This window comes from Streptomyces chumphonensis, from assembly GCF_014779715.1.
In the GTDB taxonomy this organism is placed as follows: domain Bacteria; phylum Actinomycetota; class Actinomycetes; order Streptomycetales; family Streptomycetaceae; genus Streptomyces; species Streptomyces chumphonensis.
Genome location: NZ_JACXYU010000001.1, coordinates 812,512 through 824,587, shown reverse-complemented (window position 1 = coordinate 824,587; position 12,076 = coordinate 812,512). Strand labels below are relative to the sequence as shown.

Here is a 12,076-nt window from a genome sequence, read left to right as displayed (position 1 = left end):
ACGTAACGGTATCGTACTTGTACGTCATTCAGAACACGTACGGCCTGCGTGGCTTTAACGAACAGAAGTGTGGTGGACCCCATGGTTACGTACCTTGATGCGGCAGCGACGACTCGCGTGGATCCGCGAGTGGCCGAGGTCGTCCTGTACTGGATGACCGAGGAGTTCGGCAACGCCGGCAGTCGCACCCACGAGTACGGGACTCGTGCGAAGCGTGCTGTCCAGCAGTCCCGCCAGCACCTCGCTGGCACGTTCAACGCAGACCCGGATGAGCTGATCTTCACAAGTGGCGCCACCGAGAGCAACAACATCGCCCTGTTGGGGCTCGCGGCGCACGGTGAGGCGACCGAGCGGCGTCACATCATCACCTCTGCGGTCGAGCACAAGGCCGTCATCGAGCCACTGGAGCACCTGCAGACCCGTGGCTTCGAGGTTGACTTCATCGAGCCCGGCGCGTCGGGGCGGGTCACGGTGGAAGCAGTCATGGAGCGGCTTCGCCCGGACACGCTGCTGGTGTCTCTGATGCACGTCAACAACGAGACCGGCGTCGTTCAGCCAGTCGCTGAGCTGGCGAGCAAGATCCGTGAGACGGAGACCTTCTTCCATGTCGATGCCGCTCAGGGCTACGGGAAGTTGACGCAGGACCTGACGGCCCCGATCGATCTGATCAGCGTGAGCGGTCACAAGATCGGCGCCCCCAAGGGGATCGGGATGCTCCTTGCACGGCATCGGGGTTGGGACGCGATCCCGTTGAAGCCGATCATGTTCGGAGGCGGTCAGGAGCGAGGGCTGCGGCCCGGCACGCTTCCTGTCCCGTTGATCATGGGGCTTGTGGAAGCAGCGAAGCTCTTCCACAAGGAGCACGCCCGGTGGCTGAAGGAAGCCTCCGCGTTCCGTGACCGCCTGCTGGAGGCACTGGGTAAGACCCGCTTCACTGTGAACGGCGACCAGGAGCACACCCTCCCGCACATCCTGAACCTGTCCTTCGACGGGGTGGACGCTGAAGCACTGATCGTCATGCTCAAGGACCAGGTCGCAGTCGCCACGGGGTCTGCCTGCACGAGCGCCTCGTACACGCCGAGCCACGTACTCACCGCCATGGGCTTGCCGGCAGAGGTAGCCTCGAACGGGCTTCGCCTCTCGTGGTTCCCCAGCCAGACGACCGAGCTGGATCCGGCTGATCTCGTGGAGACCATCAAGAGGCTTCAGCCGGACACGGCTTGACCTCACGAGGACGTGCGCCGCACCAGGCGGTGCCCCCGGAGCTGGCCCCCACAGCGGATGAGTTCTGCCTCCCAGCCGTTCTCTGTGCCGATGAGGTGCGGTGATTCGACAGGCCTGCGCGCACCTCTGATGCGGTCAGTCTCTTGTACCGGTCGACGTCGCGATCGTCCGGAGCGAGGAACTCGTGCTTGCGGTGGAACAATGGGCGGTTCACGGAGTCTGCGTAAGAGGTGTGGGAGGTCTCAAGGCTCTGCAGGTCTACCTGGTACGAAGAGCGGATGCGGGGATGCGGGTCCTTGTCGAAGTCGGGGTAGTTGAGCCAGCTCACGGTACGTCCTCGGTGCCGGAGCTTGGCCACGGTCCACTCCGACGGGCGGCCGGCTGCGATCGATGCGCAGTACTCGTAGAGGCGTAGCACGGTGGGCATGCGGTCGACGGCCCGGCGGTGCACGTATGGGGCGGTTGGGGTCAGCTTCCCCACCGCGGAGGCGTTCATGGCCCCGCGATGTATGTGTCGTCGCGAAGCTTCAGCAGGAGGCGGTCGGCGCGCTGGCACGCTTCCTTGTACGACGTGAAGAAGGCGCGGACGTTGAGTTGGACACTCAGGGGCAGGCTGCTGAAGGGCCCTCGGCCGTTGAAGAGTTCGACGGCCAGAAAAAGCAGCGTGTTCAACGTGCTCTGTTTGCCGCCTCCTTCGACCTTGGCCTGGTCTGCGGAGTCACGGACGAGTCGACGGATCTCGTTGGGACGCAGTTGGCCGAGGAGTTCGGCCATCGGCTGGGGCACCTCTTCCATGGGGGGGGCAGCCGACCGCGCCGCTCGGCATGATCCACGATGGCGGCGATAGCTGATGCCGTGTCCTCGGAAGCGAGCCATTCCTTGTCGGGGATGATGCGCCGCGCGAGGTAGCTGAGTCGCGCTGTCTCATCCTTGAACGCATACACCATGCCGGGAGTTGCCGAAACGGTGCGGACTCCGGTGACTTCCTCGACGTAGTTGCGCAGTTCACTGGCGCCGAAGAGGTGTTGGAACGTCTGCCGGCTAGTGAGCAACCCGTCGCCGAATGCCTCGCCGCGGACCTTGGACTTCTCCCACGTGAGCCGGGCCGATGCGATCAGGACAGTTCCCGCGAGGTCCCAAGCCGCTTTGAGGGTCTTTCGCCGTTCCTGAGGGTCCTCGATGACGTTGAGGACGTACGTCAACAGTTCGACGTCAGCGGGCTGCAGCACGGTGTCCGGCTGGTAGAAGGGATCCCAGCCCGTGACGTGGCAGTCCAGTTGCCGGAGGGCACGCACATCCCCGCCATGTCCGCAGCCGTAGTCCAAAACCGTGCGTCCGGGGCTGACCTGTCTGTCGATAATGGCTGCCGCGCGGGGACGGACAGGCTCGCTCGACTGATTGCCGTCAGCCGACGTTCACTGGCCCAGGTCCTTTGCTCCATGTCCACGCCTCTGCCCAATTCCATGTAGTCCGGAGAGTATCGGGCACGGTAGAGATGCCGTTCCAGAACTGGAGCCTTGTCCCCCTGCCGAGCGTCACCAGCACGGGTCCGGAGCAGCGCGGGGCGGTGGCTACGACCTCGCCGTGCAGCAGCCCGGGAGGAAAGATCCGGTCACGGCGATCCCTGATGTGCTGCCGCTCGAATTCGGTGGCGCGGAGGCAGCTTGAACGGTGCTGCACGTTACGCTGGGGAGCGGTGGCTGACCTGCGAAAAGCCCTTCGGCTCTACCTCCGGTACGAGAGGTGAGAACGTTGCTCCGGTAAGGCTCTCCGCTGCGTGCGGGGTCCAGACCTCGACTTGTCCCGCTGCTCAACCTGCGTAGATCTGTGCAGACACCCCCACGTGACTCCCTCGGGAGGGCTCTCGGAGGACCTCCAGGGGACACGCAGGGGACGGAAGGACCCGGAAGGATCAGGAAAGCCTGCACAGAGCCAGAACGGCAAAATTCCTCTGACCTGCAGTTATGGGAAAGACGGGGCAAGAGCCGGGGCGGATCGGAACAGCCGAAAAGGACTCATAATCCGTCGGCCGTGGGTTCGAGTCCCACCCGCCCCACTCCAGGGCTCCACGATGGGAATCTACCGACCGGCACAACGAGTGGTGAGCGGTCGGGGAACGGGCGGGTGCGGACCTTGCGAAGATCAGCGGCCGGCCCGCTGTCGGCTCGAGCAGCAAACAATCACACATGACGAAGCCCCCGACCAGCCGCAGCTGAACGGAGCTCGACTGTGTCACCGACGGCTCGTGCTCGCCGCCCGGCTGCTCGCGACGAGCGCGGGCGGCCCCTCCCGCCGCCGTCGGCCCGTGTCCGACACGGATCGCCTCATGCCGCGACACCGGCTGCGCATCTCCGTGATGATCGACCCATGTGGGTCGGCCCCGGCGGCGCACTGTCGACTCGGAGGGGCCAAGCTGGGCCAGGCAGGAGGAGGCGTTACCCCGCGCGTGCGGGGATGCTCCGGGGGTCGGGGCCGGTGAGCACGCGCGGAGTCGGTTGCCCCGCGCTCGGGAGGGCAAGACCTACCCAACGTTGGGTAGGTCTTGCCCTCCCGAGCGCGGGGACGCTCTTGACTGCGTCTGCAGGGGGCTGGCCGTCGGGTGATTCGCTCGGCGGTCCAGCCATCCTGTTTTTCCCACTACTCGAACTTGCGCCCAACGAGGAGGCCCCCGCCCAGCCAGAGCTGAGCGGGGGCCTGGGCGTCCGGCTACTGGGTCGGCTGACCGGCGCCGGGACACATGGCCCGATCACCGGCGGGCTGGTGGGGCGGGCAGGGAGTGCCGGGTGGGACGCTCACCCGGGCCCCGCAGGAGCCGCAACCGGACTGGTCAGACATGACTACCTCCTTGATGGATGGTGGTGCAGGTCCGTGCTCAGTGGTGCCTTACGCACGCCCGTCGGTGGTTCAGCGGACGACGCGGGCGTAGATCCTCGCCGTGTCGGCGAAGAAGAAGCTGGCCCCCTCGTTGCCGTCCCGGTTGTCCGGCCGAGAGGACCAGATCACGACATCGACGAGTTCGCGGGAGCCGGAGCGGGCGACGAGCTCGGCGATGAACCGTTCCTCGGGCAGACCACCTGCCGGTACCCGGTCGACGTCGAACGGCTGCTCGGCCTCGGTGACGCGCTCGGGCTCGGTGAACTTGTCCCCGTCGCGGGACTGCGCGATGAACTGGAAGCGCATCTCGCGGCCGTCCACGCGGACAGCCAGCCCGTACGGGTACCGGTCGTCTCCGGCCTCCTTCAGCGTGGTGACGGTGCCGACCCTGGGGTCGTTCTTGGCCAGATCCAGGACGAGGGCCTCGAAACGCTGGGGTCGCATGGTGGTCTTCCTTCCGTCGGCGGCACGTCAGTCTACGAACGCCGTCGGACGTGGGTGGGCGTCGCCGGGCGGACGTCGCTGCGTGTCAGACACCTCGGCGGAGCTGGCCAGCCCTGTCCGGCTCGGGACGGGTGAAGTCACCTCAGCACCTGCCGTCCGGCTCCACAGCGGTGGAAGAAGCGTGTATCCGGTGGCGGCATGAGTGGGTGCCCGCTCGTCGAGCGGTTCGCGGCAGGGTCAGTGCGGCCCCACCCGCTCCTGAGGTCGTGCACTCATGCCCCTCACACGGGCCGTCCGCGCTCCCACAGCTCCTCGGTGCTCTGCGCGAAACGGTCGAACATGCCGTCGTCCTGGTGGCGGCGGAGGTGCATCATTGGGGAGTCGTGGCCCACCAGCCGTGCCAGATGCGGCGTGACCAGCATCTGATCGTCGAAGCGGAACAGCGACAAGCCGACGTGGTGGGGCGCGTCCAAGGTGCTGCTGAAGCGGGCCTCGATACCCTCCGGAGAGCCGAGCTTTTCCAGCGCCTCAAGGGATACGCGGATGCGTGTGGAGACCGAGAGCGTCACGTCCTCGATCTCTTCCCGCTGTCGGGTGACATCGCCGGTGGGGTCACCCAGGAGGAACCGTACGCGGCAGCCCCGACCCGCCTTGGTGCGCAACGTGGACGGGAAACCGGGCTGCGAGGTCCACAGGAAGTAGTTCGTGTACCCGGCGAAGACGATGTCCTGCTCGGCGGCGTGGATCAGCTCGGCCCACACCGATGTGGGACAGGCTGAGCGATACGGATACACGCTGACCACTTCACGGTCCGGTCCGGTCTTGACGACCGTTTGCATCGCCTTCGGCCACAGCATCGGCTCATCAACCCCCAGCACTTCGGCCACGTCCGCGCGGTTCCTCGCGTGCGGGACGAGTTCGGCGTTCCCCAACCACCGTTCCACAGTCTTGGCTGTGACACCCACGTGGGTTGCCAGCTGACGGGGTGACAACTTCCTCTCGCTCATAGCCCGGCGCAGCGCAGCGTTCAAGGCCCCTCCATGGGTCGTTTGGGCGTTTTCGAACCTACCGCCCGGACGGCCCAGCCCGCTGCCTCATGACCAACTCGATGACCTCAGCACACAGCGATGATCTGTTTACTGAAAAGTTGCGAGCAGGGGATCACCGAACATGGCGACACTTGGACATGCTGACGAGCTTCCGTTTCCTCGGGGAACGCTGGTGCATGACGCGTGCACGGGGCGGACCGGACAACTGATGGGGGTGCTGGTGGAACGGGCCGATGACGGTCAGGTCGTGAGTCGGCAGGCTTATCTCCGTCCGGTGGGTGGCGGGCGCGAGTGGGAGGCGCCGGTTGTACGGATTCAGGCGGCTGTGTCGTGATGCTCTGTGCGAACGAGGGAGATGCGGGCGACGAGACGCAGCCGGCTCCCGAGGACGACCTGAGCCGCCGGTGCGACGAGTTGAGCAAGGCCATCCGCAAGCATTTTGAGGAGCTGGGCCGATGAGCCGGGCGACTTACCGCTTCCGGAGCTTTGTCGTGCGGCCGGACGCGGAGCCCGACGTGGAGCCGGTGGCGTACGCCATGCAGTGCGCCGTCTGCGGGGAGTTCGGTCCGGAGGAGGCCGACGCCACGACGGCGTCCGGTTGGGCCTTGGTGCACCTCCGCGGGTTTCCGGAGCACTTCACGTATCGGCATGTGCTCCGCCTGCCGTACCGGATGGTGCCGGGGGAGTGGCTGTGACCATGAAGCCGGGGGGCGACGACCGTTGGGTGTGGGGGCCGTGCTGGGGTTGGTGCGGTCGGCACCGTGCGCGCGTTCTGCGGATCGGCGTTGCCGAGACAACGGGCTACGTCATCGCTGACGTCTACTGTTGCGCCCCCTGCATCGCTGGACTACACGACCGCGTCGTCGCCAACGCTCGGCCGTGATGGCCCAGCTCAGCAAGAAATGGGTTTGTCCGGGCGCAGGGGCAACATATCTGCATGGGCGAACCTGAGCCGTTAGACGACCTGTTGGACGATCTGCGGGAAAACGTGGCACGCCGCAATCGGGCGGAGGCAGCCGAGAGGCTGGCCGTGCGTGGTGAGCGGGGTGAGTTCGCCGTTGCGGCTCGGGCGAGTGCAGACGCGAAGCGTGCTCGGCGGGCAGCCTTGGACTGATCGCGTACGGGCCCGAGGCGGTATCGGTCGGGCAGAGCGGAATAGGTCCCGGCTGTGGTGACGCCGGGGTGCGGCCGGTGTCCGGTCCGACAGCGAGTTTCTGCCGGAGGGACGAGACGGGGTGGGTGGGGGTTGCTAGGTTGGCGTGCGTGTCGAGTCCTGAGGCGGAGAGAAGCGGGCCACCGGTGATCCGGTGGCTGACCGCGTGACCCCCTGACGACCCCTGCTTCCTCCGGCCCCGCGCCGGGCAGCGCGTCGCGCCGATCGCCACGGATCCACCGCATCGCGGGAGCACGTCCGGAATCCGTCCGGGACGCTCCCACGCGACCACCGACCTTCCGTCCGTGCGTCGTGCCCCCTGTTCTGCGATGTCGTGGGAGCTTCTGCATGCCGTTCGCCGTCTACGTTCTCGGGCTGGCCGTCTTCGCCCAGGGAACGTCCGAGTTCATGTTGTCCGGGCTGGTCGAGGACCTGGCCGCCGATCTGGGCGTCTCCTTGCAGGCCGCCGGTTCGCTCACTTCCGCCTTCGCCGTCGGCATGGTCGTCGGCGCGCCGCTCGTCGCGATGCTGAGCCTGCGGTGGCCACGCCGCCGGGCGCTGCTCGCCTTCCTCGTCACCTTCCTCCTCGCCCACGTCGTCGGTGCGCTCACCGACAGCTTCGAGGTTCTCTTCGTCACCCGGGTCGTCGCCGCCCTGGCGAACGCGGGCTTCCTCGCGGTCGGTCTCGCGACGGCGGGGAGCCTGGCGGGCTCCCGTGCCAAGGGGCGGGCGACGTCGGTGCTCCTGAGCGGAGTCACGCTCGCCTGCGTCGCGGGGGTTCCCCTCGGGGCCGTCCTGAGCGAGGTGTGGGGCTGGCGTTCGGCCTTCTGGGGCGTCGCGCTCCTCTCCGCCCCCGCCGTCCTGGCGGTGCTGCGGTCCGTTCCGGCGACGCCCGTCGACCCTGCGGCTCCCCGCGTCCGTCACGAGCTGCGGGCGTTCCGTGCGCCTCGGCTGCTGGTGATCCTCGGTCTGGGCGCGTTGGTCAACGGAGCGACGTTCTGTTCGTTCACCTACCTCGCGCCCGTCTTCACCCATGTGACGGCGCTGGGCTCCGGGTGGGTGCCCGCCGTGCTGGCGCTGTTCGGCATCGGGTCCTTCGTCGGGGTCAACGTGGGTGGACGGTTGGCGGACGCGCGTTCCGGGCAGGTGCTCGCGGTCGGTGGGGCGGCGTTGCTGGTGGGCTGGCCGGTCTTCGCGCTCACCGCCGCGAACCCGGTCGTTGCGCTGATCCTCGTCTTCGTCCAGGGGGCGCTCTCCTTCGGCGTGGGCTCGACGCTCATCGCACGGGCCCTGTACACGGCGTCGGACGCCCCCACGCTGGGCGGCGGCTTCGCCACGGCGGCGCTCAACGTCGGGGCCGCCGCCGGGCCGGCGTTGGGCGGTCTCGCGCTGGGCGGCGGCCTCGGCCACCGCTCGCCGCTCGTGGTGAGCGCCGTGCTCGTCGGCGTCGCCCTGGCCGTGGCGGGGGTGGCGCGGGGTGCAGGGGTCCTCGGCGCCACGGAGTTCGGTCGGACACGGGAGCGGTCGGATGTGCGTGCGCTCAGGTAACCCTCTGAAGTGGTCTGTTGCCGAATGGGTGAGCACGCGCTACGGTCTGCGTGCTTCCGGAGGAAGTACGTTCCAGTCCCCCCACTGCGACCGCTTCGCGCGGTCTCTGGAGCGCGCCCGGAGACAGGACTCCAGGGGGGACGGGGCGGACGCCCGCGTCGCCCGTACGTACAGACGAGAGGTACCCGTGAAGCTCAAGAACTCCCTCGGCGTGGCCGCCGGCGCGGTGGTCCTCGCCGTGCTGCCGACGACTGCTCAGGCACACGACGGCAACCACCCGTTCACGAACTGCACCGAGGCGTACGAGTCCGGCCACGCGAACATCCCGCGGGGCGACGAGCACTACGGCTCGCACCTGGACCGCGACCGGGACGGCATCGGGTGCGACCAGCCGCCCTCGGGCTTCGTGCCCGTCGAGGAGCAGGTCGTCGTCGAGGACACGACGGAGCCGACCTCCGCCCCGGAGGAGCCGACGGGCGGGGAGGGGGCGGAGGACGCCACGGAGCTGGCCGAGACCGGCGGCGACGACGACACCCCGTACCTGGTGGGCGGGGGTGCCGCCGTCCTGCTGGCGGGGGCCGGCCTGGTCGCCCTCGGCCGCCGCCGGGCGAAGGGCTGAAGCCCGGCGCTCCCTACGGCTTCTCCGGCTGCAGGTTGTAGAGGCCGTTCAGTTTGCGGAAGGCGACCTTGTAGAGGGAGTCGGCGAGCATGAGGGGGCGGCGCAGCATCTTCGGGTGGTACAGCCAGAAGTTGAGGTTGATGTTCAGGCCGTCCATCGCGTCGACCTGATGCCACCAGCCCATGGGGAGGTACAGCATCTGGCCCGGCTCCAGGACGATGTCCCGGCGCCGGGCCAGCGCGGCCGCGAGCCTGGGGTAGCGGCCGAGGTCGGCGTGGTCGACGCGGACGCTCCTGGAGGTGTTGGCGTAGCCGTGCAGGGGTGAGCGGACGTAGTAGTTCCGGAAGCCCGGGGGCATCACGACGAACCGCTTCCGGCCTTCGAGCTGGATGTTGAAGTTCTCCAGGTCGTCGAAGTGGTTGCGGGACCGCATTCCGCCGTAGTTCACCCACAGGTTCGCCGAGTTCAGCGGGGCCCGGTAGTCGAACATTCTGGTGGTGTCGAAGCCGAGCAGTGCGCTGATCGTCTCCGCGTGGTGCTTGATGTTGGAGACGACGCGGTAGGTGCCGTCCGTGTTCGAGGTGTAGGGCTCCTTCTCGAAGAATTCCCGCAGGGGTATTTTCGAGACCTCGGCGCGTGTTTCGTTCTCCTTGGTGCGGTCCTTCCGGACCAGTGTCACCGTGGCGTCCCCGAGCTTTTCCAGAACGGCGGTGCGGTAGTGCCCGGGGTCGGGGGAGGGGAGGATGTCGATCACCGCGGGGGTGTCCGCCCTGATGACGGCTTCCGGGCCCCAGGCCAGGAATTCGTCAAGGCTCAACCGGGGATAGGGAACGCTCTTGATGCCGAAGTACGCGGTATCGGTGTCGCTCATCAGGAAATCCCCCCTCTGTGACGGTGACCGCGCTGCGGGGTGGAGTGCCCGCTCCTGGCGAGCAGGTGTCCGCCGCGCGGCCCCCGGGTGCCATGCGTATAGACACTATGGCACGGCACGCACACCTTAAACGATCAAGAGGGCGATCTCCAGCCCTGGTCAGGGGTTGTTCCGCCAGGCCGAACCGACATGCCGCCCCTCGGCGTCGCCCACCTCGGGCCGCGTCGGCGCGGAGCTACCCGAGGTCGGGCCCGGGCCACACGAGGGTGGTGGCGCCCCAGGTCAGCCCGCCGCCGAAGGCGGTCATGAGGACGCGGTGCCCCGGGGTGAGCGTGCCGTCCTGCGCGGCCTGGGAGAGCAGGAGGGGGATCGAGGCGGCGGCGGTGTTGCCGACCCGTCCGATGTTGTGCACGCACCGCGCCGTCGGGATGTCCAGCTCCGAGGCGACGAAGGAGGTGATGCGGGCGTTGGCCTGGTGGGCCACGAGCCGGTCCACCGTCTCCAGCGACCAGCCCGCGGCCGCCACCGCGCTCCGGGACGCCTCGCCCATGCGCTCGACGGCCTGCCGGAAGACCTCCCGGCCCCGCATCCGGAAGTAGCCGTCGGGCGCGGTGTCCGCCGGTCCGTCGGCGCGGCGGCGGGAGCCGCCCGCGTCGACGGCGATCAGCTCGCGGCGTCCCCCGTCGCTGCCGAGCACGACGGGTCCGATCGCCCCGGGCTCCTCGGCGGAGCCGCGCCGCAGGACGACCGCCCCCGCGCCGTCGCCGAAGATCGGCACGGTGGTGCGGTCCTGCGGGTCCAGGAGGGTGGAGAACGTCTCGGCCGCGATGAGGAGCACGCGCTCCGCGGTGCCCGCCGCGATGAGTCCGGCCGCCGTGGCGAGGCCGTAGAGGAAGCCGGTGCACACGGCGGAGACGTCGAAGGCGGCGATGCCCGTCATGCCGAGGCGGGCGGCGACGTCCGGGGCCGTGGCGGGGCAGGGGTGGTCGGGCGTCGTCGTGGCGAGGACGAGGGCCTGGACCTCACCGCCGCCCGCCGACTTCAGCGCCCGGGCGCCCGCTTCCACCGCCAGGTCGGAGGTGGCCGTGTTCGGGCCGGCCAGATGCCGGGTGGAGATGCCGGTGCGGCTGCGGATCCACTCCTCCGAGGTGTCGAGCCGCGAGCTCAGCTCCTCGTTGGTCACGACCGTGGGCGGGAGCCAGTGTCCGAGGCCGCAGAGCACCGCCGCCCGGTCTGCCGGGGCGGTGGTGGGCGGTCCGTCGGCCGTCATCGACGCGTCCCGGAGCGAAGGGAGTTGCGGAGTATCCGTCGCACAGCGCTTACCTCGCCCGTTCGGTCGGTCGTGTCGGCGATCAGTGTAGAGCGGACGGCCGGCGATCCGCAGGTCAGCGCCGTGCGCGCGGCGCGGGCGGCGGCGTCACCCGGGTAGGATGACGACGGCCGCCCCACCCCCGCCCCGAATGCGGGGTGCGGGAACACCGTGAAGGTCCTTTCACCAAAAGCACGTTGATCATGTGGTGGTCCGTCAGTACGCTCGGGCATATGACGCTCAAGGCGCTTACCGCCGCTCAGGCCGAGCAGTTCAGCCGGGACGGTTACTGCATAGTTCCGGGCTTTCTGAGCCCGGAGGACATCACGTACATCAAGGCGTACTACCAGCGTGCCGCCGCGGCCGAGTCCGCGTCGGCCTCCGCTGCGGACGGTACGGCCTGGGATCAGGACGGAAGCGCCGCGCCGGTGCTGCGCCGTGTTCCGGCGCCTTTCGACAACGACGCCGGTTTCCGCGGGATATTCGGTTCTCCGCGTGTTCTTGATCACGTCGAGGATCTGATGGGGCCCCGCATCTACCTGCACTCCTCCAAGCTCATTTTCAAGCCCGCGAGAAGTGGGCGCCGCAAACCGATGCACCAGGATCTCGCGTACTGGACGGACCTGTCGGCGCGGCAGCTCACCCTCTGGTGCGCGATCGACCCGGCGACGCCGGAGCGCGGCGGCATCGAGCTGCTCCCCGGCTCGCACAAGCAGCTTCTGCCGCACGAGGACCTGGACGACTACCAGGTGCGCGAGAACACCCTGGACCTGAGCACGGTCGAAGCGGCCGTCATGGAGCCCGGCGACGCGCTGTTCCTGGACGTCCTGACGGTCCACGCCAGTGCGCGCAACCGCTCCGACCACGACCGGCTCGCCTCGGTCGTCAACTACTACTCGGAGCCGAAGAACGCGACGCAGGTCTCGCGCTACGGCTCGACGCGTCCGCTGCGCGACGCGCCGCTTCCGCAGAACTCCTAGGCGGT

At 68.5% G+C, this 12,076-nt stretch carries 11 protein-coding genes and 1 tRNA gene; 6 read left to right on the top strand and 6 right to left on the bottom strand.

Features of this window, described 5'->3' with window-relative positions:
- Positions 1-81: 81 nt before the first annotated feature.
- Positions 82-1,224, top strand: a complete 1,143-nt coding sequence (gene dndA, locus IF129_RS03410) for a cysteine desulfurase DndA (protein ID WP_191207876.1) — start codon at positions 82-84, stop codon at positions 1,222-1,224.
- 492 nt (positions 1,225-1,716) lie between these two features.
- Here the strand turns inward: dndA and IF129_RS26675 are convergent, their stop codons facing one another.
- Together IF129_RS26675 and IF129_RS26670 are read right to left on the bottom strand one after the other, a co-directional pair.
- The gene (locus IF129_RS26675) at positions 1,717-1,896 is read right to left on the bottom strand and encodes a hypothetical protein (protein WP_263576193.1); all 180 of its coding nucleotides are present in this window, start codon (positions 1,894-1,896) and stop codon (positions 1,717-1,719) included.
- A complete protein-coding gene (locus IF129_RS26670; RefSeq protein ID WP_263576192.1) occupies positions 1,893-2,549 on the bottom strand; it encodes a DNA phosphorothioation-associated putative methyltransferase in 657 nt (218 codons plus the stop codon). The genes IF129_RS26675 and IF129_RS26670 overlap by 4 nt, the downstream gene beginning before the upstream one ends.
- A 662-nt stretch (positions 2,550-3,211) precedes the next feature.
- Between IF129_RS26670 and IF129_RS03400 the strand changes: the two genes are divergently transcribed.
- A tRNA-Ile gene (locus tag IF129_RS03400) sits at positions 3,212-3,280 on the top strand.
- An 848-nt stretch (positions 3,281-4,128) separates the two neighbouring features.
- Here the strand turns inward: IF129_RS03400 and IF129_RS03395 are convergent.
- Together IF129_RS03395 and IF129_RS03390 are read right to left on the bottom strand one after the other, a co-directional pair.
- Entirely contained in the window at positions 4,129-4,542 is a 414-nt protein-coding gene (locus IF129_RS03395) for a hypothetical protein (RefSeq protein WP_191207875.1), read from the bottom strand.
- A gap of 281 nt (positions 4,543-4,823) precedes the next feature.
- On the bottom strand, positions 4,824-5,429 hold the full coding sequence (locus IF129_RS03390) for an XRE family transcriptional regulator (protein WP_318153523.1): 606 nt from the start codon (positions 5,427-5,429) through the stop codon (positions 4,824-4,826).
- 617 nt (positions 5,430-6,046) lie between these two features.
- On the opposite strand from IF129_RS03390, the gene IF129_RS03385 reads away from it, so the two are divergent.
- The 3 genes from IF129_RS03385 to IF129_RS26115 all read left to right on the top strand — a co-directional run bounded on the left by IF129_RS03385 (position 6,047) and on the right by IF129_RS26115 (position 8,911).
- Positions 6,047-6,286: a DUF7848 domain-containing protein gene (locus IF129_RS03385; RefSeq protein WP_191207874.1), complete on the top strand. Its 240-nt coding sequence runs from the start codon at positions 6,047-6,049 to the stop codon at positions 6,284-6,286.
- 806 nt (positions 6,287-7,092) lie between these two features.
- On the top strand, positions 7,093-8,292 hold the full coding sequence (locus IF129_RS03380; protein WP_191207873.1) for a Cmx/CmrA family chloramphenicol efflux MFS transporter: 1,200 nt from the start codon (positions 7,093-7,095) through the stop codon (positions 8,290-8,292).
- Between the two features lie 187 nt (positions 8,293-8,479).
- Positions 8,480-8,911 (top strand): excalibur calcium-binding domain-containing protein, encoded by a 432-nt coding sequence (locus tag IF129_RS26115; protein ID WP_318153522.1) that lies wholly within the window; start codon positions 8,480-8,482, stop codon positions 8,909-8,911.
- 13 nt (positions 8,912-8,924) lie between these two features.
- Here IF129_RS26115 and IF129_RS03370 read toward each other — a convergent pair whose 3' ends face one another.
- Together IF129_RS03370 and IF129_RS03365 are read right to left on the bottom strand one after the other, a co-directional pair.
- Positions 8,925-9,782 carry a cupin-like domain-containing protein gene (locus IF129_RS03370; RefSeq protein ID WP_191207871.1) on the bottom strand — a complete coding sequence of 286 codons (858 nt, stop codon included), beginning with the start codon at positions 9,780-9,782 and terminating at the stop codon, positions 8,925-8,927.
- Positions 9,783-10,017: 235 nt separating this feature from the next.
- Positions 10,018-11,052 (bottom strand): beta-ketoacyl-ACP synthase III, encoded by a 1,035-nt coding sequence (locus IF129_RS03365; RefSeq protein ID WP_191207870.1) that lies wholly within the window; start codon positions 11,050-11,052, stop codon positions 10,018-10,020.
- Positions 11,053-11,324: 272 nt separating this feature from the next.
- Between IF129_RS03365 and IF129_RS03360 the strand changes: the two genes are divergently transcribed.
- Positions 11,325-12,071 (top strand): phytanoyl-CoA dioxygenase family protein, encoded by a 747-nt coding sequence (locus tag IF129_RS03360; protein WP_191207869.1) that lies wholly within the window; start codon positions 11,325-11,327, stop codon positions 12,069-12,071.
- Positions 12,072-12,076 lie beyond the last annotated feature (5 nt).

Bases quoted from the DNA above. Each gene is read 5' to 3' on its own strand.
- IF129_RS03380 (WP_191207873.1), top strand. From the start codon at position 7,093: ATGCCGTTCGCCGTCTACGTTCTCGGGCTGGCCGTCTTCGCCCAGGGA.
- dndA (WP_191207876.1), top strand. From the start codon at position 82: ATGGTTACGTACCTTGATGCGGCAGCGACGACTCGCGTGGATCCGCGA.
- IF129_RS03365 (WP_191207870.1), bottom strand. From the start codon at position 11,052: ATGACGGCCGACGGACCGCCCACCACCGCCCCGGCAGACCGGGCGGCG.
- IF129_RS03385 (WP_191207874.1), top strand. From the start codon at position 6,047: ATGAGCCGGGCGACTTACCGCTTCCGGAGCTTTGTCGTGCGGCCGGAC.
- IF129_RS03360 (WP_191207869.1), top strand. From the start codon at position 11,325: ATGACGCTCAAGGCGCTTACCGCCGCTCAGGCCGAGCAGTTCAGCCGG.
- IF129_RS03395 (WP_191207875.1), bottom strand. From the start codon at position 4,542: ATGCGACCCCAGCGTTTCGAGGCCCTCGTCCTGGATCTGGCCAAGAAC.
- IF129_RS03370 (WP_191207871.1), bottom strand. From the start codon at position 9,782: ATGAGCGACACCGATACCGCGTACTTCGGCATCAAGAGCGTTCCCTAT.